Source organism: Catonella sp., assembly GCF_052169795.1.
GTDB lineage: Bacteria > Bacillota > Clostridia > Lachnospirales > Lachnospiraceae > Catonella.
Genome location: NZ_JBQNBU010000033.1, coordinates 1 through 22,756 on the forward strand (window position 1 = coordinate 1; position 22,756 = coordinate 22,756).

Annotated in this window: 23 protein-coding genes and 1 riboswitch; of the genes, 7 read left to right on the plus strand and 16 right to left on the minus strand. The window is 35.8% G+C overall.

Going from position 1 to position 22,756, the window contains the following annotated elements; translation table 11 throughout:
* Positions 1–468 precede the first annotated feature (468 nt).
* The 10 genes from ACTTKP_RS06525 to ACTTKP_RS06570 form a co-directional block, all read right to left on the minus strand.
* Positions 469–1,278 (minus strand): mechanosensitive ion channel family protein, encoded by an 810-nt coding sequence (locus tag ACTTKP_RS06525; RefSeq protein WP_442553102.1) that lies wholly within the window; start codon positions 1,276–1,278, stop codon positions 469–471.
* Positions 1,279–2,469 carry an AI-2E family transporter gene (locus tag ACTTKP_RS06530; RefSeq protein WP_442553103.1) on the minus strand — a complete coding sequence of 397 codons (1,191 nt, stop codon included), beginning with the start codon at positions 2,467–2,469 and terminating at the stop codon, positions 1,279–1,281.
* 37 nt (positions 2,470–2,506) lie between these two features.
* Positions 2,507–2,905, minus strand: coding sequence for a HEPN domain-containing protein (locus tag ACTTKP_RS06535; RefSeq protein WP_442553104.1), 399 nt, complete (start codon positions 2,903–2,905; stop codon positions 2,507–2,509).
* Positions 2,890–3,216, minus strand: a complete 327-nt coding sequence (locus tag ACTTKP_RS06540) for a nucleotidyltransferase domain-containing protein (RefSeq protein WP_442553105.1) — start codon at positions 3,214–3,216, stop codon at positions 2,890–2,892. The genes ACTTKP_RS06535 and ACTTKP_RS06540 overlap by 16 nt, the downstream gene beginning before the upstream one ends.
* Before the next feature lie 51 nt (positions 3,217–3,267).
* A complete protein-coding gene (gene smpB / locus ACTTKP_RS06545) occupies positions 3,268–3,738 on the minus strand; it encodes an SsrA-binding protein SmpB (RefSeq protein ID WP_442553106.1) in 471 nt (156 codons plus the stop codon).
* Complete coding sequence (rnr, locus tag ACTTKP_RS06550; RefSeq protein WP_442553107.1) at positions 3,731–5,926, minus strand: ribonuclease R; 2,196 nt, start codon at positions 5,924–5,926, stop codon at positions 3,731–3,733. Before rnr ends, smpB begins: the two co-directional genes overlap by 8 nt.
* 403 nt (positions 5,927–6,329) lie before the next feature.
* A complete protein-coding gene (secG, locus tag ACTTKP_RS06555) occupies positions 6,330–6,566 on the minus strand; it encodes a preprotein translocase subunit SecG (protein WP_442553108.1) in 237 nt (78 codons plus the stop codon).
* A gap of 91 nt (positions 6,567–6,657) precedes the next feature.
* A complete protein-coding gene (locus ACTTKP_RS06560) occupies positions 6,658–6,873 on the minus strand; it encodes an antitoxin (RefSeq protein ID WP_442553109.1) in 216 nt (71 codons plus the stop codon).
* Positions 6,857–7,141: a BrnT family toxin gene (locus tag ACTTKP_RS06565; RefSeq protein WP_442553110.1), complete on the minus strand. Its 285-nt coding sequence runs from the start codon at positions 7,139–7,141 to the stop codon at positions 6,857–6,859. The genes ACTTKP_RS06560 and ACTTKP_RS06565 overlap by 17 nt, the downstream gene beginning before the upstream one ends.
* A gap of 78 nt (positions 7,142–7,219) precedes the next feature.
* Entirely contained in the window at positions 7,220–7,951 is a 732-nt protein-coding gene (locus ACTTKP_RS06570; protein WP_442553111.1) for an ECF transporter S component, read from the minus strand.
* 139 nt (positions 7,952–8,090) lie between these two features.
* Positions 8,091–8,213, minus strand: a riboswitch (FMN riboswitch).
* Positions 8,214–8,692: 479 nt separating this feature from the next.
* On the opposite strand from ACTTKP_RS06570, the gene ACTTKP_RS06575 reads away from it, so the two are divergent.
* From ACTTKP_RS06575 to nspC, 5 genes are all read left to right on the plus strand, one after another.
* Positions 8,693–10,144, plus strand: coding sequence for an aminotransferase class I/II-fold pyridoxal phosphate-dependent enzyme (locus ACTTKP_RS06575; RefSeq protein WP_442553112.1), 1,452 nt, complete (start codon positions 8,693–8,695; stop codon positions 10,142–10,144).
* Between the two features lie 36 nt (positions 10,145–10,180).
* The gene (locus ACTTKP_RS06580) at positions 10,181–10,600 is read left to right on the plus strand and encodes a DUF5301 domain-containing protein (protein WP_442553113.1); all 420 of its coding nucleotides are present in this window, start codon (positions 10,181–10,183) and stop codon (positions 10,598–10,600) included.
* 208 nt (positions 10,601–10,808) lie between these two features.
* Positions 10,809–11,687 (plus strand): polyamine aminopropyltransferase, encoded by an 879-nt coding sequence (speE, locus tag ACTTKP_RS06585; RefSeq protein WP_442553114.1) that lies wholly within the window; start codon positions 10,809–10,811, stop codon positions 11,685–11,687.
* Positions 11,687–12,946 (plus strand): saccharopine dehydrogenase family protein, encoded by a 1,260-nt coding sequence (locus ACTTKP_RS06590; RefSeq protein ID WP_442553115.1) that lies wholly within the window; start codon positions 11,687–11,689, stop codon positions 12,944–12,946. The genes speE and ACTTKP_RS06590 overlap by 1 nt, the downstream gene beginning before the upstream one ends.
* Before the next feature lie 25 nt (positions 12,947–12,971).
* Positions 12,972–14,150, plus strand: a complete 1,179-nt coding sequence (nspC, locus tag ACTTKP_RS06595; protein ID WP_442553116.1) for a carboxynorspermidine decarboxylase — start codon at positions 12,972–12,974, stop codon at positions 14,148–14,150.
* Between the two features lie 258 nt (positions 14,151–14,408).
* Here nspC and ACTTKP_RS06600 read toward each other — a convergent pair whose 3' ends face one another.
* Positions 14,409–15,620 (minus strand): sensor histidine kinase, encoded by a 1,212-nt coding sequence (locus ACTTKP_RS06600; protein ID WP_442553117.1) that lies wholly within the window; start codon positions 15,618–15,620, stop codon positions 14,409–14,411.
* 2 nt (positions 15,621–15,622) lie between these two features.
* Complete coding sequence (locus tag ACTTKP_RS06605; protein ID WP_442553118.1) at positions 15,623–16,324, minus strand: response regulator transcription factor; 702 nt, start codon at positions 16,322–16,324, stop codon at positions 15,623–15,625.
* Positions 16,325–16,482: 158 nt separating this feature from the next.
* Here ACTTKP_RS06605 and ACTTKP_RS06610 point away from each other — a divergent pair, with 158 nt between their 5' ends.
* On the plus strand, positions 16,483–17,211 hold the full coding sequence (locus tag ACTTKP_RS06610) for an ABC transporter ATP-binding protein (protein WP_442553124.1): 729 nt from the start codon (positions 16,483–16,485) through the stop codon (positions 17,209–17,211).
* Positions 17,208–18,719 carry an ABC transporter permease gene (locus ACTTKP_RS06615; protein WP_442553119.1) on the plus strand — a complete coding sequence of 504 codons (1,512 nt, stop codon included), beginning with the start codon at positions 17,208–17,210 and terminating at the stop codon, positions 18,717–18,719. The genes ACTTKP_RS06610 and ACTTKP_RS06615 overlap by 4 nt, the downstream gene beginning before the upstream one ends.
* A 208-nt stretch (positions 18,720–18,927) precedes the next feature.
* Here the strand turns inward: ACTTKP_RS06615 and ACTTKP_RS06620 are convergent, their stop codons facing one another.
* From ACTTKP_RS06620 to ACTTKP_RS06635, 4 genes are all read right to left on the minus strand, one after another.
* Positions 18,928–19,500: a TetR/AcrR family transcriptional regulator gene (locus tag ACTTKP_RS06620; protein ID WP_442553120.1), complete on the minus strand. Its 573-nt coding sequence runs from the start codon at positions 19,498–19,500 to the stop codon at positions 18,928–18,930.
* A gap of 360 nt (positions 19,501–19,860) precedes the next feature.
* Complete coding sequence (locus tag ACTTKP_RS06625; RefSeq protein ID WP_442553121.1) at positions 19,861–21,303, minus strand: ABC transporter ATP-binding protein; 1,443 nt, start codon at positions 21,301–21,303, stop codon at positions 19,861–19,863.
* On the minus strand, positions 21,288–21,971 hold the full coding sequence (locus ACTTKP_RS06630; RefSeq protein ID WP_442553122.1) for an energy-coupling factor transporter transmembrane component T family protein: 684 nt from the start codon (positions 21,969–21,971) through the stop codon (positions 21,288–21,290). Before ACTTKP_RS06630 ends, ACTTKP_RS06625 begins: the two co-directional genes overlap by 16 nt.
* Complete coding sequence (locus ACTTKP_RS06635; protein ID WP_442553123.1) at positions 21,971–22,576, minus strand: MptD family putative ECF transporter S component; 606 nt, start codon at positions 22,574–22,576, stop codon at positions 21,971–21,973. The genes ACTTKP_RS06630 and ACTTKP_RS06635 overlap by 1 nt, the downstream gene beginning before the upstream one ends.
* Positions 22,577–22,756 lie beyond the last annotated feature (180 nt).

A 22,756-nucleotide genomic window follows, 5' to 3' on the forward strand; every position in this document is an offset into this window, starting at 1 on the left:
GTATGTATGTATGTATGTATGTATGTATGTATGTATGTATGTATGTATGTATGTAAAGTATCTGCTACATTCATAATGCTGTCAAGTCCTTTCTTAAAATCCCAGCTTTAATATAAGTATATTTCAATAATAAACATCAGCTATGTATATCTCGTTTATAAGTCTAATTATATGTCACACTCAACTTTTTGTCAATATGGCTAATTTTAACAGATTATTTATTCTTTACTGACCGCTTTGCAACTTACTGCAACTTAAATTATGCCCAAAACGGAATATACTTCATATATCTCGGTGCTGTATTTTCATCTACAGCTTTTATAAGTTTAGACTCTAACGTATCTTTAATAATTCTTGAAGCTTTATATTTGTCTTTTTCGCCGATATCAAATTATTTATATAGTTTTTATCTTTTATTGCCATTTGAGTCTCCTTTTATATAAAACACACTCTTTATACAAGAAAATACTACTTCTCAATATGCACCACCCTATGCGGATAGCTGAACTCAATTCCACTTTCAGCATAAGCTTCCCTTATATTCTCAAGCAAATCAAAGTACACATCCCAGTAAACTCCATTTTCACACCAAACCTTGACAACATACGAAATATCATCTGCATTGAACTTTGCAAGTCTTACTGTAGGCATATAACCTTCCTCTTTTACTATCCTATCATCTTTATCTATTACACCATGTATGGCAGACAGTACCTCTTTAGTAGGAGATTTATAATCAGCAGAAACTGTTATATCCACCCTTCTTCTTGTCTCTCCTGAATAATTGGATATTCTCTGCGAAGCTACATCAGAATTAGGGATAAGCTCTACCTTATTATCTGCCGTACGCATTCTGGTACGCATAAGACTTATTCCTGTTACTGTTCCACTTATTCCCGAAACTTCTATATAATCACCTGTTACAAAAGGCTTGGTTATAAGTAGCATTATTCCCGAAAATACGTTAGTAAGAATATTCTGCAAGGACAGAGAGAAGGCAAGTGAAACCACACCTAAGAGGGTTACAAGCGAAGATGTGTTGATTCCGAGCGACTGCGCCGCCATAATAATGCCTATTACATAAATAGATATTCTAACCAACTGCTTAAAAAATCCCTGAATACCTTTATCCAGCTTAGACTTTTCAAAAATTTTATTTAAAATTTTAAGTACAATAGTAACAACTATTTTACATATTATCAAAATTACAATAGGCTTTGCTACAAAGAGCATAGCCTTTTCAAATGACATATCAAATATTTTCTCAAATTTATCCATTTACTTATCCTTATTTTCCTTATTCACATTTCTCTTCTCTGCAATATTAATAAGTCTTTCAAACCATACCTTAACCAGCGCACCCGTCGGTACTGCAACTATCATTCCTACAAGACCACCTATACTGGCTCCTACCGTAAGGGAGATAATTACTATCATTGGATGAATGTTTACACTGCTGCTTAATAGCTTCGGGTAAATGAGATTGCCATCTATTGCCTGTATTATCAGTAATGATATAGCTGCAATTACCATACTTTTATAATCACTTGTAGCAATTCCCACTATTACAATTGAACTATATCCCACAACCGGCCCCATATAAGGAACTAAGTTTCCAAGTCCTATTAACAGTCCTATTACAATAGCATACTGTATTCCTATTATTGAAAATATTATGCTTACCGCAACTCCGACCATAAATGCATCTATAGCCTGTCCTCTTATATAGCCCGAAAATACTTTATCTGCATCTGTAACAATAGTATCGAGCACTGATTTTACCCTTTTAGGAAAAATAACTTTAAACACTTTTCCCCAGTATTTTTTTAACTTTGGCATATCCAGCAGGAAGTAAATGCTGAAAATAAGGGCAAAAAATGCTGTTGCAACACCATCTTTCAGGTTATTTGCAATATTACCAAGTCCACTGGATAAATTTAACAAATACTTTCCAATATTGTTCATAAATGTATCTACACTGGATTTAATCTCAGCGGAATTAATATTTAACTGATCAAGCCTTTCCATCAAGTCCCAATACAGATTATTTACAGAGTTTGCATAAGTTTTAAGTCCTTCAATTATATCCTCTGAATTGGCTGCTCGTGCCTGTTTGGTTATAACCGAGACTAACAGTGATACTATTAAAAACAAACCTACTAAGATTATTATCCCCTGCAAAGCCACTGCTAAGCCTCTTACACTATTCTTTTTCTTTAAAGGCTTTAATTTTCTAAGTAAAGCTTCCAGTTTTTCAAGCATCGGAAATAAGAGATATGCTATAATAAAGCCTATAATTACAGGTTTTATTATAGTCAAAATCCATTTTGTTACTGAGCCTACAGTACCTGCTATTAAAGGAAGCTGGTCTGTAAGTCTACTTAAAAGAAAGATAACTATGCAGGTAAAAATTACATACATTGAAATTTCAAAATATTTTTTATTAATCTTATCCCTAAAAAAATTCATATATATACCTTTCTCTAACAAATTGCAGCATTTTATATTATTTCCAGCGTTTTTCTAAATATTCTCCTACTACATTTATAACATTTTCAGCCTTTTCTAACTGTACTAGAGCTGTATCTTTTGATACTATAAAAAAATCATCATAATCTGCTTTTTCTCTAAGTCTGAATGATGTATCCAATATTTTAGATAAAGATTTATCAAAAATACCCGTCTTTACATACTCCTTATTTATATATGCAATTATTCCAGAATGTTTACTTGAATCAAATCCATCAAGTGCAGTAATTGCTCTTAATGCATGAAAAATAGCATAATATGAGCGATTAACTGATGATGAAAAGCTTTTATCACTAATCAATAATTTTGCATCTTTTATAATTTCTTTTGATCTCTGAAATCTGTATTTTGAAAGCTCTATCAAGCTGCTCTCCATAAAACAATTCCCTCCCTATCAACATTTTGATAAAACGGCAGTGCAGCAACCCATTTATCAAATTTATGAACATTTACATCAATCACGGAAAACACCTTATCATATTTTAAATTCATATCGACGATAAAATCCGATAGCTTATCTTCTGCAAAGCTGTCCAGCTCATTTTTTAGAATAATCATTATGTCTATATCAGATTCTTCATCATCTGTGCCTCTTGCAACCGAACCATATAATATCACTTTTACAATATCACTTTTTATTATTTCAACCATTCCTTGCACTAATTCCTGTAAGATTGCTTTATCCATGACCATATCTCCTTTATTTTGTTAAAAAATAAACTCAAATTTTGATAGACTCTAGTACAAATTCTTCACCTTATAATCTCTTTCAGCCTCTCTTCTCTGATCCTTTTTCTGGATATCCTGACGCTTGTCATAATTCTTCTTACCTCTTGCAAGACCTATTTCCACTTTTACAAGACTTCCCTTTAGATAAACTTTAAGCGGAACAAGGGTATAGCCAGCCGTCTTTACCTTACCTACCAGTTTATTTATCTCAGCCCTGTGCATAAGCAGCTTTCTGGTTCTAAGCGGATCTTTATTGAAAATATTTCCTTTCTCATAAGGGCTTATGTGCATACCTACGATGATTACCTCACCGTTTTTATCTATCTGCACATAGGACTCCTTTATACTCACCTTGCCCATCCTTACAGACTTTACCTCTGTACCCACGAGGGTAATTCCTGTTTCATAGCGTTCTTCTATAAAATAATCAAAGGTGGCTTTTTTATTCTGTGCCACTAATTTATAATTATCCTTAGACATCCTTCTCTCCTTCTACTATCCTGAAATCTATAGTTTTCATCTGCTTGCTTGCTTCTATAACCTTAACCCTTACCTGCTGCCCCAGGCTAAACTTCTTCTTAGTATGCTCTCCGACTATTTCCATTCTTTCAGCATTAAACTCATAATAATCTCCCCTTATACTGCTGATTTTCACCATCCCTTCAACGGTATTCGGAAGTTCCACATAAATCCCCCAGCTTGTAACCCCTGAGATAACTCCGTCAAACTCTTCACCGATTTTATGTGACATAAATTCAGCCGACTTCATCTTATCCGCTTCTCTTTCAGCCTCATCCGCCCTTCTTTCTAAAACACTTGAACGAAGTGCTATCTCACTTAAAATTCCCTTATAATGAGCTATCCTCTTATCAGTTAGCTTACCGTTTAAGTTCTCTTTTAATATCCTGTGTATCTGTAAATCAGGATACCTTCTTATAGGAGATGTAAAATGACAATAATACTTGGCTGCCAAGCCAAAATGTCCCTCACTGGAAATTGTGTACTTAGCCCTCTTAAGGCTTCTTAATGTCATTCGGTTTATAAGCATTTCCTCAGGTGTACCTGCGATTTTATTTAAAAGCTTCTGCACATCCTTTGGATGAATTTCGGTCTTGCCTTTCTTTTTACTGTTCTTGGTTATATTGTAACCGAAATTATTGATAAAAATACTAAGTTCCCTGATTTTTTCCTCATCCGGATTTTCATGGGTTCTGTATACAAACGGTAACTCCTGCCAATAGCTGTCCTCTGCCACAGTTTCATTTGCAATCAGCATAAAGTCCTCAATAAGCCTTGTAGCCTCATTTCTGTCATAGGCTTTGATATCCGCAACCCTTCCCTTATCGTCTATCTCAATCTTGGTTTCAGGAAAATCAAAATCTATAGAGCCTCTCTTATGCCTGCTCTTTCTAAGAATACCCGCCAGTTCCTCCGCTGTCACAAGCATTTCATATACATCTTCGTATCTTTCTTTTAATTCGTTAAAATTCTCGCCTTCGCCTGTAATAAGCACATTTACATCAGAATAATTCATTCGGTGAGCTGTTTTTATAGCTGTTTCCGCTATTCTGTGGGATACTACCTCTCCGGCTTCATTTATATCCATAAGACAGGAAAGTGTCAGTCTTAAGGTGTTTTCATTAAGCGAGCAGATACCGTTTGAAAGCTCCTTAGGAAGCATAGGTATTACCTTGTTAACCAGATAAGCACTTGTACCGCGCTTTATTGCCTCCTTATCAAGTGCAGAGCCTTCCTTTACATAATGGGTTACATCCGCTATATGTACTCCCAGATGATAGATTACCTCTCCGTCACTTTTTACTTCCTTTGACACACTTATCGCATCATCAAGGTCTTTGGCATCCTCACCATCTATGGTCACTATCTTAAGTTCTGTCAAATCAAGCCTGTTTTTTATAGAAGTCTTTATTACCTTAGATGGAACTTTTTTAACTTCTTCAAGTACCGCCTTAGGAAATTCTCCTTCTATTCCATAAGCCTTTGCAATAGAAAGGATATCAACCCCCTTTTCATTTTCAGAGCCGAGAATTTCTATAATCTTACCCTCCGGGCTATGCTTAGCGTCACCGTAACTTGTAATTTCCGCAACCACCTTATAACCCTTAGGTACATCCTTACAGCCATTTTTAGGTATATAGATATCTGAGTTAAGCTTGGTATTATCAGGAACTACAAAACCAAAATTTTTACTTCTTTCAAATGTACCTACAACTGTAGTCACAGCCCTTTCTACTATTTTTACTACCTTACCCTCCCTGCTTTTCCCCCTGCTTTTTGCAAGGAGTTTAACTGTAACAGTATCTCCGTCAAATGCATTGCTTACTTCTGAAGCAGGAATGAAGATATCCTCCTCACCCTCTCCTGTTCTTAAAAATGCAAAACCTTTTCCTGTAGACATAAATATCCCTGTAACAAGGTCAGCATCAGGCTTTGCATACCTTCCTTCTCCATTTTCTATAAGTTTTCCTTCTTTTATAATATCATTTAATATAAGCTGTAAATCTCCTCTTTCAGCCTTTGGTACCTGAAATAAAGAGGCTATGTCCTTAAACTTCATAGGAATATAGTCCTTCCTTGCAAAAAACTCCTCAAGTACCTCTCTTCTTTCCTTCATCTTTTTTGTATATTCTTTAATAATCTTTGCCACTTATCTCACCTTTTATCCCTATAGCTACGAAAATTTAACCTTAAAATCTACACAAACACCACAGACCTTATACTGCTATACACAATAATGCACTTTATCAGCTTCCCTAGTTTCATTCTATACTCTACATTTTTTAGCATACCATATAGCCATACTAAGAAGTTTTCCTTCTCCTTATCCGGTCAGCCCCGTTTGTAAGTGTGCGGGAAAGCGAATGCTTCCCTTTAGCTCTGAGCTTTCCCGCACCTTACAAAGGTAGGGGCGTAACTAGCATGGCTTGGTATGTCACGGGCAGACACGGCGAAGCCGGCATAAAAAAAGAAAAACTGCTACAAAGTGTGTACGCAGGATAAGACCTGAAACAACATACTATGCAACAGTTAAAATTTTCTTCTTCTACTTATTACCACTTCATATTAAGTACAAATGAAAGCACTATAAAACCAAGGGCAACAATTGTAGTCGCCTTGTTAAGATTACCTTCCATAGAACGACTTTTATTTTTGCCCCAGTAGGTATCAGCCATACCGCTGATAGTACCAAGCCCCTGCTGCTTACCTTCCTGTAAAAGTACTATAGCCGCAAGTGCAACACATATAATGCAATAAATAACTGTAACAACAATTCTTAATGTAGACATAACTATCTCTTCCTTTCAAAACATATCTTTTTGGATTCTAACATGTTTTAGATAACAATTCAAGTATATTTTAAATTTTACTATTTAGTAACTATTCCCAGGATATTTTTAATTCTCTTTTTTCTTTTACACAATCTGATAAATACAAATTAATAAGAGTTTGGTATGGAATCTCCATCTTGGCTGACTGTTTTTTAAAATAATCTATGACAGAAGAGGAAACCTGAATAGTCTCTTGTTTTTTTAACTCTTTTGCATATGGATTTGGTCTTGGATTTAATTTATCAATATCATATTCCTCTAGCATATCTGTCTACCTCCTTTTTCGTCGCCCTTCTGGCCGATATAATACGTATTACTGTATCAGACTCTCTATAGCAATGACATACCAGGCAAATATTAGCATTATTGCTTACTCCTAATAACAAAAACCTGTCCTCATACTCAGAATGTATAGGATCATCAAACAAGATAGCTCTTTCATCATAAAATACAGAGCTTGCTTCATCAAATCCTATTCCATGCTTTTTTATATTAATCTGATTTTTATTTTCGTTCCAATCAAATATATACATTACTGCCACTTCCTTAATATTATGGGACAATTATATCATATATTTTTCATATTTTCCACTTTAATCACAGTTATTTAGCTATTCATTCCCCATTTTAAATAAGTAGCTAATCTTATGATAAATAAGCACTGTTATTATAGAAACTATACCAAACTTAATTATATTAAAAGGTGCTACCAGTACGAGGCAAAACACAAGCACACTATCCACCATAGGATTTACAGCAGTTCCGGCTGCTATAATCTTATCTATTCCACCAAAAGCAGCAGCATAAAACGGAAGTAATATAAAGGCATTTACAAGACAGCCTATTGTTGTAGTTGTAATTACACCTGTTATAAGTCCGGCTATCGCCCTTTTCTTAGTTTTCTTTGCATAATACATAATGGAAGCTGGAATTATAAAGCCTGCACCTACTACAAAGTTTCCAAATTCACCTACAAAGGCAGAGCTTGTTCCCTTAATAAATAAGTGAAGAAGTATCTTTATAAACTCTATAACCACACCTGCAACAGGTCCCATAGCAAATGCACCCACTATAACAGGCACTTCACTCAAATCAATCTTATAAAATCCCGGTGCAATAAACGGTATTGGAAATTCAAAAAACATAAGTACTGCGGAAATTGCCGAAAGCATAGCTACAAGCGCAATATATCTGATTTTAAATGACCTGTCATCTTCATCCTTCTTTAAAATTTTCTGAGCTACAAAAGCTAACACGATTAATGCAGCCACCACCGCAAGGGTTATGAGTACCATTCCCATATTTTCCATTGCCGTTTCTTTCAAACCACCTAATAAAACCATATTTTCCTCTTTCCGCATTCTTATAGGTATCTATAGAAACGGTGTAATCTTCCCCGAAAATTTTCTTTAAAAGAAAAAATCCCGACCTTTTGGTCAGGGCTGATTACACTATAAAATATAAGATAAGTCTTATATTCTATAATTTCTTCTTTCATCCAGACTTTACTGTCGGTATCGGAATTGCCTGAGGCTCACCGATTCTTGCAAAATGCTCGCGGACTTTACCGCCGGTCGGGAATTTCACCCTGCCCTGAAGAATGCTGTTAAATTTTAATATCTATATGTTAGACTAAACTACTCTGTCTGTCAAGAAGGAATTTTAGCGGAAGTATTGACACCACTGCTTATTGATGATATCATTAATCTTACATAAATGCGTGACTTCTCATGCAGATATCAGACCAAATTTGTATTTGCCTTACGGACAGGCGGTCACTTGCCGTAGTGGTTATTCCACATTATTGATAGGGTTTGAAGCCCAAATTTTATAAGTTGATTACTCTACAATCATTATCATCTTGTGAAACATCAATAAGAGCAGCAACCTGATATTTGCTGAACTACTCTGAATGAAGTTAACGCACTTTTTTATTTTAAAATTTCGTGCAGCTCAAGGTGATTGAGCTGCATTTTTATATTAATCTGCCGAATTTTTTGAAATTTTCAGCAAGCAAATTTCTCTTTTTGAGATATTTAATTTCTCTACAGTGCAGTATATTTTAAATATATGAGGAAAAATAAATGGATATTAGCAGACAGCAGAGTGCTCCCATTTGCGAGGCTCTTGAAACATTTAAGAAGAAAAGAGTAGTACCTTTTGATGTGCCCGGTCATAAAAGAGGCCGTGGCAATCCTGAATTAGTAAAACTGCTCGGTGCTCAATGTGTAGGACTTGATGTAAACAGCATGAAGCCTCTTGACAATCTCTCCAATCCGGTTTCTGTTATTGCTGAGGCTGAGGATCTGATGGCAGAGGCCTTTGGTGCTGCACATGCCTTTCTTATGGTTGGAGGTACTACCGCTTCCGTACAGGCTATGGTACTTTCTGTCTGCAAAGCCGGTGATAAGATAATTCTTCCTCGAAATGTGCATAAAAGTGTAATTAATGCCCTCATTCTCTGTGGAGCAGTTCCTGTATATGTGAAGCCTGAGATACATCCTGTAATAGGCGTAGCTCTCGGAATGGAAACAGAAGCTGTTAAAAATACAATAGATGCCAATCCTGATGCTGTAGCTGTACTTGTAAATAATCCAACCTACTACGGCATCTGCTCAGACCTTAAAAGTATAACTGATTATGCTCACGAAAAAGGGCTTAAAGTTCTCGTAGATGAAGCACATGGAACACAGCTTTATTTTGGAGCCAATCTTCCAATGGCAGGAATGAGAGCCGGAGCTGATATGGCAGCCATATCTATGCACAAATCAGGTGGAAGCCTTACACAAAGTTCTATCCTGCTTACAGGGGAAAATATGAATGTAGGTCATGTAAGACAGATGATTGGACTCACCCAAACTACATCAGCAAATTACTTATTATTATCAAGCCTTGATTTGTCCAGACGAAACCTTGCACTTAGAGGCAGGGAGAGTTTTGCTAAAGTTGTTACCATGTCCGAGTATGCAAGAGCCGAAATAAACAGCATAGGTGGTTATTATGCTTACGGCAAAGAACTTATTGACGGTAAAAATGTTTTTGATTTTGACGTAACCAAACTTTGTGTTTATACCAAAGACATAGGACTTACAGGAATAGAGATTTATGATTTGCTCCGCGATGAATATGACATACAGATTGAATTTGGAGATATCGGTAATATTATGGCTTATATCTCCATCGGCGACAGACTGCAGGATATAGAAAGGCTTGTCGGGGCTCTTGAGGATATAAAGAGGCTTTATGCAAGAGAAAAAAGCGGACTCGCCTTTGTGGATGCGGTAATTCCGAAGGTAGTCTCAAGTCCTCAGTATTCATTTTATGCTGAAAAAGAATCAGTTCCTATCAAAGAGTCTTATGGCAGAGTTGCAGGTGAATCTGTTATGGCATATCCTCCGGGCATTCCAATTCTTGCTCCCGGAGAGCTTATTACAAAAGATATAGTTGACCATATACTCTATGCAAAGGAAAAAGGGTGTAGCTTGCAGGGTACTGCCGATCCTGAGGTTAAAATGCTGGAAGTACTTATAGATTAGTTTCTTTACAGACCTTAGTAAACAAGGAGAAACATTATGAAAAAATATATTAAAGTAACATTAACTATAATCTGTATATTTATTTTAACTGCTTGTGCAAAGGATAAAAAAATAGTCCTTCCTGATCCTGAGGATATAATGGCTATTGAAATAAGAGAAAATACTTCTGAAAATGTTAAAAAAATAACAGATAAAGAAAAAATTTCAAAACTGATTAATGAAATAGCAAATAATTCAAAGTTTACCAATTATGACAGTCTCAGTGAGTGTCCTGCCAACATTGACAACTATATTATAATCGAATTTGAATTTCATAGACAAAGTAATACCAAATACTTCAGTACAACATATCTATACGAAAAAAGGGGTAATACATACATAGAACTGCCTTACGAAGGAATTTGGAAGTTAAACAATGAAGTATTTAACACCATCAGTAATTACCTTTCAGAATAATGTAAACTAAAATATCCAATACGATTTTGAAATTTTGGAGGAATATTATGAATAATATTAAAAATAATATCGGCAAGTATATTGGAATAATTCTTAGTGCCATTTTACCGATAGTAACTTTGATATATCTTAATAATATTTATCCATCTGCTTATTCCATTTTACTACTTTTGGTATTAATCTCTCTCAATCATAGAAAGGATGAACAATGTCTGATTATACAAATATTCATGTATTTGAAGAATTCACTGAAAATGTAAGCATGGACATCGGTGTTGAGAAACAGCTTTATAGTGCAGAAAGTGAATTTCAGAAAATAGAAGTTTTTCAGTCGCATGAATTTGGCAGATTCCTTATGCTTGACGGAGATATTATCTTCTCCGAGGCAGACGAATTTGTTTACAATGAAATGGTAGCTCATGTTCCGATGTCAGTACATCCAAATGTTAAAAAGGTTCTTATAATTGGTGGTGGTGACGGTGGAGTAGCCAGAGAGCTTATCGCCTATCCTGAAATAGAACAAATTGAAGTTGTAGAACCTGATGAACAGATGGTCGAGGTATGTAGAGAATTTTTTCCTGATGCTGTTAAGGGCTTTGACGATAAACGAGTCCATATTACTCATCAGGACGGACTTCGTTTTTTAAGAGGCAGGAGAGCCGAATATGACCTTATTATCAATGATTCTACCGATCCGTTCGGACATACTGAAGGGCTTTTCACCAAAGAGTTTTACGGTAGCTGTTACAAGGCTCTTAAAGATGACGGAATTATGGTTTATCAGCATGGAAGTCCATTCTTTGACGAAGATGAAGAGGCATTTAGGGCAATGCACCGAAAGGTATACACCAGTTTTCCTATAAGTCGTGTGTATCAGGCACATATCCCTACCTGCCCATCAGGCTACTGGATGTTTGGCTTTGCCAGTAAAAAATATCATCCTATCAAAGACTTTAAACCGGACTCTTGGAAAAAAAGAAAGCTCAAAACTGAATATTATACAAGCAACCTCCATGTAGGAGCATTTATGTTACCTAAATATGTTGAAGATATATTAGAAGAAGAAGAAAATAAAGGAGAAAAATAATGTCAAGATTACTTATTATCGGTTGTGGGGGAGTCGCACAGGTTGCAATCCACAAATGCTGTCAGAACAGTGATGTATTTACTGAAATTTGTATCGCAAGCAAGACCAAATCAAAATGCGATGCTATTAAGACTGAGCTTGAAGGCAAGACTAAAACTGTTATTACTACTGCTGAAATAGATGCTATGGATGTAGAAAAGACCGTAGAACTTATCAATAGCTATAAACCTGATGCAGTCCTTAATGTGGCTCTCCCTTATCAGGATCTCGCTATAATGGATGCCTGCCTTAAGGCAAATGTTCACTATATCGACACTGCTAACTACGAGCCTGAGGATACTGAAGAGCCTGAGTGGAAGGCTGCTTATGAGAAGCGTTGTAAGGAAAAAGGATTTTCAGCACTTTTTGATTATTCTTATCAGTGGGCTTATGCAGATAAATTTGAGAAAGCAGGACTTACCGCCCTTCTCGGCACAGGATTTGATCCGGGTGTAACCAGTGTATTTGCAGCCTATGCAAAGAAGCATTATTTTGACAGAATAGATACCATAGATATACTTGACTGCAACGGCGGTGACCATGGCTATCCTTTTGCCACTAATTTTAACCCTGAGATTAACCTTCGTGAAGTATCCGCTCCGGGAAGCTACCTTGAAAACGGAAAATGGGTTGAAATCCCTGCTATGAGCATTAAGCGTGAGTATAACTTCAAAGAAGTCGGAGATAAGGATATGTACCTTCTTCACCACGAGGAGCTTGAGGCACTTGGCAGAAATATGCCTGAGGTTAAGCGTATCCGTTTCTTTATGACCTTTGGTCAGAGCTACCTCACCCATATGAACTGCCTTGAAAATGTAGGTATGCTCTCTACAACCCCTATCAACTATGAAGGAAAAGAGATAGTACCTATTCAGTTCCTTAAGGCACTTCTTCCTGATCCTGCTTCTCTTGGTCCTCGTACCAAGGGTAAGACAAATATCGGCTGTATCTTCACCGGTGTTAAAGACGGCAAGGAAAAGAGCATTTATATCTACAATATCTGCGACCACGAGGAATGCTACAAAGAGGTTGGAAGTCAGGCTGTAAGCTATACAACAGGTGTTCCTGCTATGATAGGCTCTATGCTTGTATTAAACGGTCTTTGGAAGAAGCCCGGTGTATATACCACAGATGAGTTTGATCCTGATCCATATATGGAGGCTCTTAATAAATGGGGACTTCCTTGGCAGTTAGAGGAAAATCCTGTACTTGTGCCATAAGAAAGGGAATATAAAGGAGTTTATTTTGATTTCAAATAATTACCCTGAATTAAAGAAAGCGTTTGAAGGACTTAAAACCCCCTGCTATGTTATAGATGAAGCAAAAATAGAGGAAAACTGTAAAATTCTAAAAGCGGTAATGGATGAAACCGGTGCTAAAATTTTACTTGCGCAGAAAGCATTTTCAGGCTTTTACTTCTATCCCCTCATAGGACAATACCTCTCAGGGGCTACTGCAAGCGGACTTTTTGAAGCAAAGCTCGGTGCTGAGGAAATGAAGAAGGAAAATCACATCTTCTCTCCTGCTTATAAAGATGAGGATATGGAGGAAATAACTAACATTTGTGACCATATAATATTTAACTCTGTAAACCAGCTTAAAAAGTATAAAAAATACTGTATGGATAAAGGTCTGAGCATAGGCATAAGGATAAACCCTGAATTCTCGACTCAGGAAGGGCACGAAATCTATGATCCTTGTGCAAGCGGCAGCAGGCTTGGAATCACCCTTCACACACTTGAAAATGCTATTATAGAGGAAAGTTCACTGTTAGACGGTGTTGACGGGCTTCATTTTCACACACTCTGCGAACAGGGAGCCGAGCCTTTAAGAGATACTTTAGAGGTTGTATATAAGAACTTTGGTAAGTATCTTAAAAATATGAAATGGCTGAACTTTGGCGGCGGCCATCACATTACCAGAGAAGACTACAACAGAGAGCTTCTTATTAAATGCATAAAGGAAGCCAAGGCTTTGTTTGATGTAGAAGTGTATCTTGAGCCCGGCGAGGCTGTGGCTCTAAATGCCGGCTACTCTGTAACCACCATCCTTGATAAAACTACCTCAGGCGATACTACAAATCTGATTTTAGATATAAGTGCGGCCTGTCACATGCCTGATGTAATAGAAATGCCTTACAGACCGCCACTTTTTACCTCGGGAGAAGCAAATGAAAAAAAATACACCTGCAGGCTTGGAAGCTGTACCTGTCTCGCCGGAGACATAATAGGTGATTTTTCCTTTGATGAAGAAAAGAATATTGGAGATATGCTTATTTTCTGTGATATGGCTATTTATTCATTTGTAAAAAACAATACATTTAATGGCATGCCTTTGCCTGATTTGGCTGTGCTTAAGAAGGATGGAAAGGTTGAAAATATTAAAAGCTTCGGGTATGGGGATTTTAAGGAGAGGCTTTCCTAAAAGTTATTCTGTCTTACTTTCTGATTTATTATCAGTGTATATTTCAAATATTGAAATAATAAAGCAATTTATCAAAAACCATAAACTTGAGAATAAAAATTAACCTCTTGTTTATGGTTTTTGATTACGAAAATTATAAGCTTCTCTCCCAACTTTTCATTAAGTGGAATCAGACTTTCCCCAACTTTTTTCCTAATGTCCTGCAAGTCCTGACTCGATATCATCCTGCTTTACCATTTCTTTTATTACCATGAATATTTATTTTAAACTAAATCTACAGATAAAACCACTTTTTTTATTTTTAGCAAATTCAACCCTCCACCCGTGAAAACCGGCTACCTGCTTAACTATCTTAAGTCCCAAACCATGTGTGCCATTAACAATCTTATACTCATAATCTTTGCTATTTAATTCTTTTAGAAACTCTTCAGCCACTCCTTTTCCATTATCACTTATTTCTAATATAAGCACATTTTTAATATTTTTATAAAGCTTTACTTCTATTTTACAACATTCAGGATTATGGCGCATAGCATTTATTATGAGATTAATTACCGCCCTTTCAAACAAATTCTCATTTGCTTTCACCTGTATGTCCTGCAAGCTGTCATCTATTTCCAGTTCAAACTCATACCTCTCATCCTCAGTCTGATTCATAAGCTCCGTAATAATTTTTCTAAGAAATCTGCTTAACTTTATTTCTTTCTTTTCAAATTTACCAAGACCAAAATCAAGCTTGCTGGAAAGATTCAGGTTCTCTACAAGAGTTCTAAGCCTTATTCCCTGTTTTTCAATCAAATCTGCCTTCTTTTTTATTTCTTCGTCTTCCGTCAGATTGCTGATTGTTTCCGCATTTCCCATAATTATAGCAAGCGGGGTGCGGATATCGTGTGATACTCCTGCTATCCATTCTGTCCTTTCTTCTTCTTTTTGTCTCTGCCTCCTCTTTTGTAATGTAACCGGTACTGTGATGAGCACTACAGCATTAATCACAAAAAGAAGCGGTGTAATAAGTATGGCTGTCCTCATTCTTTCTGAGCCGTATTCCAAGGTATATTTCCATACCTTATCTGTCTTTTCACCAATTACCAGCAGTCCTTCATCAGCCACATAAGTTCTTACAGGATAGTCTTCAAGATAATATCGTGTAAATCCCGCCACATCTTTCAGTGTATAAGTTTTATAAAACTTATCAGGCAGACTTTCGCTCCATACTATATTCCCGCCATCATCTATTAACATGGCAAAATAGTTCTTTTTCCTAATCTTCTCTGTTTCTTGCTTCTTTAACTTATATGTACCATTCTCAAAAGTAAGATTAGCCAGTATTTCCCTTGAAGAGGGATAGTCAACTAAGCTTACATTAAACATTATAATTAAATATATTAAAATATCCGCAAAAAAAAGTATGAATCCTGTAATTAATACTACAATAACTGTTGCAAATTTCATTTCTTTTCTTCTTCTCATTGTTATTTCTCCAATTTGTAGCCTAATCCTCTTACTGTCTTAAGAAATCCCGGTTTTGAAGGTTCTTCTTCTATCTTTTCTCTTAAATGCCTCATATGTACAATCAATGAACTTTCAAGTCCGTAGCTTCCATCAGGCCAGAGTGCATCGCAAAGAGTATCTGTCGTTACAATCTTTCCCCTGTTTTTTGCAAGTATAACAAAAAGAGCCAGTTCTTTGGCAGTAAGCGGACTCTCTTCTCCTTTATATCTTACTGTACCAGCCTCTATAGATACGGTTCTCTCACCCAGACGTACCATATTTACATTTTTTTCCAAGTGATAAGTCCTTCTAAGCACTGCCCCTATTCTAAGCAACAATTCCTGTGGAAGAAATGGCTTTGTAATATAATCATCTGCTCCGAGTCCAAGTCCATGGAGTCTGTCTACATCTTCATCCCTTGCAGAAAGAAAAATTACCGGCACTTCATACAGATACCCTTCTTTCTTCATATTTTCATATAGTTCAAACCCCTTCCCATCAGGCAACATTACATCCAAGAGAATCAAATGATAAGTATTTTCTCTTATCTTTTTCTCCGCTTCTTTTAAATTTGCTGCACTGTCAATCCTGCCATAGCCTTCTCTTTTAAGTATATCAGTTACTATATAAGTAAGCTCCTTCTCATCATCAACTGTAAGAATCTTGCATTCCGCTTTATTCATAACTTTTACCTCACAACATTTTCTTACTTTATTATACTTTATTCTACCACAATAGAGTATAGTGTCCAACATTTCTTAATGTAGCCTTAATGTAAATGCAATGTTTACATAATGTTGGTGCTTTATCCTATATGCATAATCAAATGACGGAGGTAAATATTATGAAGTATATACTTGAAACTGTTAATATAAGCAAAAAAGGCGGAACTGGCTATCGTGTTAAAGATTTATCAATTAAAGTTCCCGAAAACTGTGTGTATGGCTTTCTTGGTCCAAATGGTGCAGGTAAGAGTACTACACTTAAAATGATACTTGGGCTTATTCAGCCTGATAGTGGAAATATTTCGGTATTTGGTAAGACAATGACTTCTGCAAATAAGCTTGCAATTTTACATAAAACCGGAAGTCTGATTGAAAATCCCGGCGGTTACGGACACCTTACAGGTCTTGAAAATATGCAGATAATCGCAAAGCTTAAATGCGTAAAGGAAACAGAAATAGAATCTGCCCTTAAAACTGTACGCTTATATGATGAGCGTGACAAAAAACTTTCCAATTACTCTTTAGGAATGAAGCAAAGACTCGGCATTGCTATGGCTCTGCTTGGAAATCCTAAGCTCTTAATCCTTGATGAACCTACCAATGGGCTTGATCCTGCAGGTATTCAGGAAATGAGACAGCTCATCATATCACTTCCTAAAGAAAGAGGAATAACTGTAGTAATCTCAAGCCATTTGCTAAGCGAAATTGAACAGATGGCGGATCAAGTTGGCATCATTCATCATGGTAAAATGCTCTATCAGGGAGGTCTTGCAGAGCTTGAAAATCAGGGTGAAAATCTCGAAGAAGTTTTTCTTGAAATGACAGGAGGAAAGGAGTCTCTATGATTACAGCTGTTTCAACACTGACATCTGCTGAATTTAAGAAGGCAAAGCATAAACACACTCTTTTGCTTATTCTGTCAGCAGTTATATTAAATTATTTTTACTTATTTAATGCAATGCCCTCTACAGGTAAAGAATGGACAAATATACTTTTTGGTATTCCTATGATTAACACTTTGCTTCTGTCTGTGTTAATGACAGTACTTGCAAGCAGAACTGTGGATATCGAAAACAAAGGTTCTATGTGGAATTTACTGCCTACTCTCAACAACAGGACTCATATTTACCTTGGAAAACTTTGTTATGGTTTTATCAATCTTACATTATTTTGTATAATTCAAATGTGTATGGTAGTTTTTATTGGAATACACTCAGGTTTTTCAGGGGTTGTACCTCTTAGTGCAATTTTACGTACATTTTTTGCGGAAATTATAAGCGGTATGATAATATTCCAGCTGCAGAGCCTGCTTTCTCTCATATTTTATAACCAGTTTGCCGCCCTTTCCATAGGCTTTGGTGGTATACTCACAGGTTTATTTATGGCTTATATCAGCAGTAAACCTTGGACTCCATGGTCAGTATTGCTCTCCCTTAGCACAGTTGATATGAATTTTGATTCAGCTGCAAGAATTATGTCACTAAGCTTTAACCATATATCTATTATGGGAATCTTTATAGCTTTCCTGTATTTACTTGGAACATTTTTACTTGGACTTTATTTTTTTACCAAATCTGAACAGGATACTTCCATATTAGGCTTTAAGAGGCATAAAGTCTCCACATCGCTTCACAGCAGCCTTCCTGCTGAGTTAATTAAGCTTAAACATAATCCAATCTGGCTCTCATTTATACTGATTCCCGTAATCTCAGCAGTAATCGGCACAATTAACTTTAAGGCAAACCGTGAGGTACTTAAGTTTACCTGGGAAGCTCTTTGGACACAGCAGTCTCTGTTCTTGGGTTTATTCTTCCTTTCTCCTCTTATAGGTATACTCTCAAGTCTTCTTTGGAGAATGGAGCACTCCGGCAGCAACTGGAATCTGATTCTTACCGTAACTTCTCCCGTAAAGCTCATAAAAGACAAGTGGATTACAGCAGGTATCATGTCTTCGCTAAGTATAATATGGATTGTAATTATCTATATATTTTCCGGAAAAATGCTTGGACTCCCCGGAAATATACCTGCACAATTTTTATATAGAATTCTTTGCAGCATACTTTGCGTAGCAACAATAGCTGCAGTACAATGCACATTATCAATGATAATACACTCCTTTGCCATCCCTGTCGCACTTGCCTTTGTCGGAAGCCTTGCAGGGGTAGCCCTTACAGTTAAAGGATTTTACTATGCTACTCCATTTTCTGCTTTGATATATGGTATGGGAAGTACTTCAATTACAGGTGTTCTTAATGTACCTGCTCTTATAGGTTCTTGCGTATTTTATCTTGTTTTGGTATTTATTATCAGCAATATTTATCTAAGAAAAACTGATGTCCGAACTCAAGTGTAAAAATGTAATAAAAATCCCCTTGCAGCAAGTAAAACTGCAGGGGGATGAAAAATTATATTTAAGCGTTCTCTTTAACTTCTTTATCTTTTAGTCCTCTAAGCTCCTTAAAATTCTTCATCAGCATAAATATTACAACCACAGACAAGAAAACATCTATGAATTTGAGTAATCATTTCTTTTTCATTATTCATAATCTTAATCCTTCCTGTTAATGTTCCAAATATGCCTTAAACATTATTCTAAGCATTTCCTTAAGTTTGTTCCTGTCAATATTTTCAAACAAATACATGCCAATGTATAAAGAATTCATCAAAAAGGTAAATTCATTATTGCTTATAGATATATATTCTACCAGACCTTCCTTTTCACAGAATTTTGTAAAGTCTTCGACTCCTCTGCTATAAATCTTTTCAAATAATTTTTTAAAATTTTCATTACTCTGCATTTCTATGAGAAATACCGTGTATAACTTTTTATATGGATTTACATCCAGAATTTTATCTAATAAGCTATCAATGAGTTTTTCATCGCGACTTTTAGGATTTTCTCTCATATATTCCAGCACAAGATTTTTCCTATATTCGCTGCCATCTTCTAAAAGTTCTATAAAAATTTCCTCTTTATTGGAAAAATGATGGTACATCCCACCTTTAGATATACCGACTGCCTGTACTATTTCTTCCATTGTAGTCTTTGCATAACCCTTGTTTATAAAAAGTTCAAGTGCAATATCTTTAATCTGTCTCCTCCTGTCTTCCTTATTTAAGCGTTTATTTTCCATAGCTTCCTCCTTACCGACTATATCGTCGGTAACAAAATAATACTACTATTATTTTGTTATGTCAAGTATTTGAGTATAAAAAAGGCGAGTGATACAACACCCACCTTTTATCTTTATTATTTATTTTCTTTACTAAGTTATTGAATTTTTGTATCCATCTGCTTAAAAGCATCATAAACCGCTTTGTACACTTTATTGTTTTTCAAAGGTTACCGCTGCTTTTCCGCCTTTAGCCTTAATTACATCATAGGCTGCCATAATCTTGTTATAAAAAAGGGATATTTTGCCTTTTCGCTGAAGATTATATAAATCCTATGAAGGGTATACGGATAGAACATTGAAATTAATAAAAGATATATATCATAATTGGACGTTCAAAAATTCTACAATCTCCTCTTCGTTCCCTCTGACATTGATTTTTCTGTGCCCATTCTTTGACATAAGGTAAGCAGTATTGCAGGTTTTAAATAACAATTCCAAATCATGTGTAATAAGAATAACCGGAGTTGTCTTTGTCCTTTCCTCTATAATCGAAGAAACCTGTGACATCCTTTTATAATCAAGTCCTGCAGTCGGTTCATCCAAGATTATAAGTTTTGATTCTTTCAACATGGAGATGAGGAGTGCCAGCCTCTGCTTTTCTCCGCCTGACAGGTCATGCGGATTCATTGTTCTTTTGTCCCATAATTCAAGATGAATTAAGTATTTTTTTACCTTATCCAAATATTCTCTATCGGCTTCTTTTTCCCTCGGTATCAGTTCCTTTTCAACTGTTTCATAAAAGAACATATTTCTGCAGTTTTGTAAGCTTGCAGCCGTATATCTGAGTCTTTCCCTGTCTGATATCGCGTAAGATACTTCACCTCTTTTAATAGGCAAAAGCCCCATCAGCTCTTTGGCCAAAGTGGTTTTACCTATTCCATTCTCACCTATTACCGCCATACACTCTCCTCTGTTTAAGGAGAATTCTGCTAAATCATTAAGTTTGTAGCTTTTATTCTTAACCGACAGGTCATTTATCCTTACAAGCACTTCTTCACCTGCTTCGTCTGCTTCACTTGTAAGCTCCGAATAGTCAAAGCACCTGAGCATATTATCTCTGCGAATACTCTCATTCAAATTTTCCGGTAAAAATATATTTTCAAGATGTCCTGCTTTAAGAAGAATAAGCCTGTCAATTATATCTTTCAGGTAGAATAGCCTATGTTCTGCTATAATAATGGTTTTACCCTGTTCTTTAAGTTTCTTCAATACTCTTCTCATATCTTCGATTGAAGTAAAATCTAAATTTGCAGTCGGCTCATCAAGTATGATTATATCGCTGTCATACACCAAAGTTGAAGCAATCGCCACCTTTTGTTTTTGTCCTCCGGAAAGCTCTCTTAATTTTCTCCCTTTAAGCGATACTATATCAAGCTGTTCCATGGCAGAATTCACCCGTTCAAGCAAAATAGAACGCTCTAATCCCGTATTTTCACCAACCAACGCTATTTCGTTTTCAACTTCATTTGAGAAAAACTGGTCATCAGGATTTTGAAATACATTACCGATATATTTTGCAAGTTCTCCCGCCTTATATTCAACTATAGATTTGCCTAAGATTTTTATTTCTCCTGTCAGCTTCCCTTCGTAAACTTGCGGAATCAGACCATTAAGCAGTCTGATTAATGTAGTTTTTCCCGAACCTGAAAGACCTGCTATAACTACTGCCTCTCCCTTTTCAACAGTAAAATTCACATTCTCCAAAATAATTTTATCAGCATAAGAGAATTTATTTATACTTATTTCTACAACTTTTCCCATACCGTTATCCCTATAAACCCCATTCCTGCTATAATAACTGCATAATCACGCCATGTTAACGATAAGTCAACATACGAAGTTTTCTCACAATCAAATTCAATTCCTTTTGTTATCAGCGAACAGGTTAAAATATTAGCTGTATCAAATGCTTTGTAAATCAGAGGTACCAGATACATTTCAAAGCTTTGCAACGGCTTGAATATATTGAAAGAAATATTTCTAACCTTTAACCCTTCCTTGATTTCCTTTAGGTAATTTCTGTATTCAGGTATGAAGCGAATAAATATTGACACTCCCACACAGAGATTGTTCGGAAGTTTAAGTTTTCTCAGTGAGGCTATGATTTCCGAAGTATTAAATTCCATTATAATACCCACTAAAATCCACAGAGGAAACAGTTTAACCACAATGAGAGCCATTGTATAAACAGAACCTATCCAACCACTCAAGGTCAAAAAATTCATTATCCTGATTAAAGCAAACACTAGAATATATACAGTAATAAAAGAAAACGTTTTCTTTCTGTTTACAAAAAAAAGCAATATAAAGCTGAATAAAGTCATAACCCAATATACAAGCATCTCACTAAAAAATAAGATGCTTGTATATATAATCATAAGAACTCCTATTGTTATTGGTTTTAAGAACAGGCGATTTCCAAAATTCATTATGATAAAATGCTCCTTTTATCACCGGTTTTATCAAAAAATTTTTTATAAATATATTTTCCGAATAATGTTCCCAATACGGCTGCAATAATTTCTATACTTAATATCACCGCCATATTCATAGGATTAAAAAAGGTATCTCTTACGCTCTGAGCTGCCTCAAGTGTGAATAGATTAGGAAAAGTTTTTACCAACCCTTCTACACCCAAAAACAGGATGAAAAAAAATCCATGCAGCGAATATATCAGCTGGGATATAACATAAGAAAGACTCAGTCTTCCCATATTTTTGTAGTTATCCGCCTTACCTACAAGGAGCTCTCCTACAATTCCCGACACAGCCATTATAGGAAGCATTGGAACAAACCCCATAATGGAATAAATTATTCCTGATAGAAAATAGTATATAAATATTGCACCTCTTTTAGGAATCTTATTGCACATAACAAAATAAACAGGAGCGCATAAGAAACTTCCTATAGAAACATGAACGAAAACTCCATAAGCACCAAATAACTGTGTAGCCATTCCCGAAACCATACTAATAACAAAACCAACTACCCCAAGCAGACTGACAATAATAAAATCTTTAAGTTTTAACTTCATTTGTTTTTCCTCTCTTTCATTTATTAATAAAATTATGTTAGCTCTGTCTAACTAAAAAGTCAAGTGAATTTTCTCTTGACTTTTCAGGCATTTTTTTATAAAGTTAAACCAATTATAAAGCTAGTATTGTCTAACCTAACACTTCCCTTACCCTCCTCTGTAATTCCGGAACTACCTCTT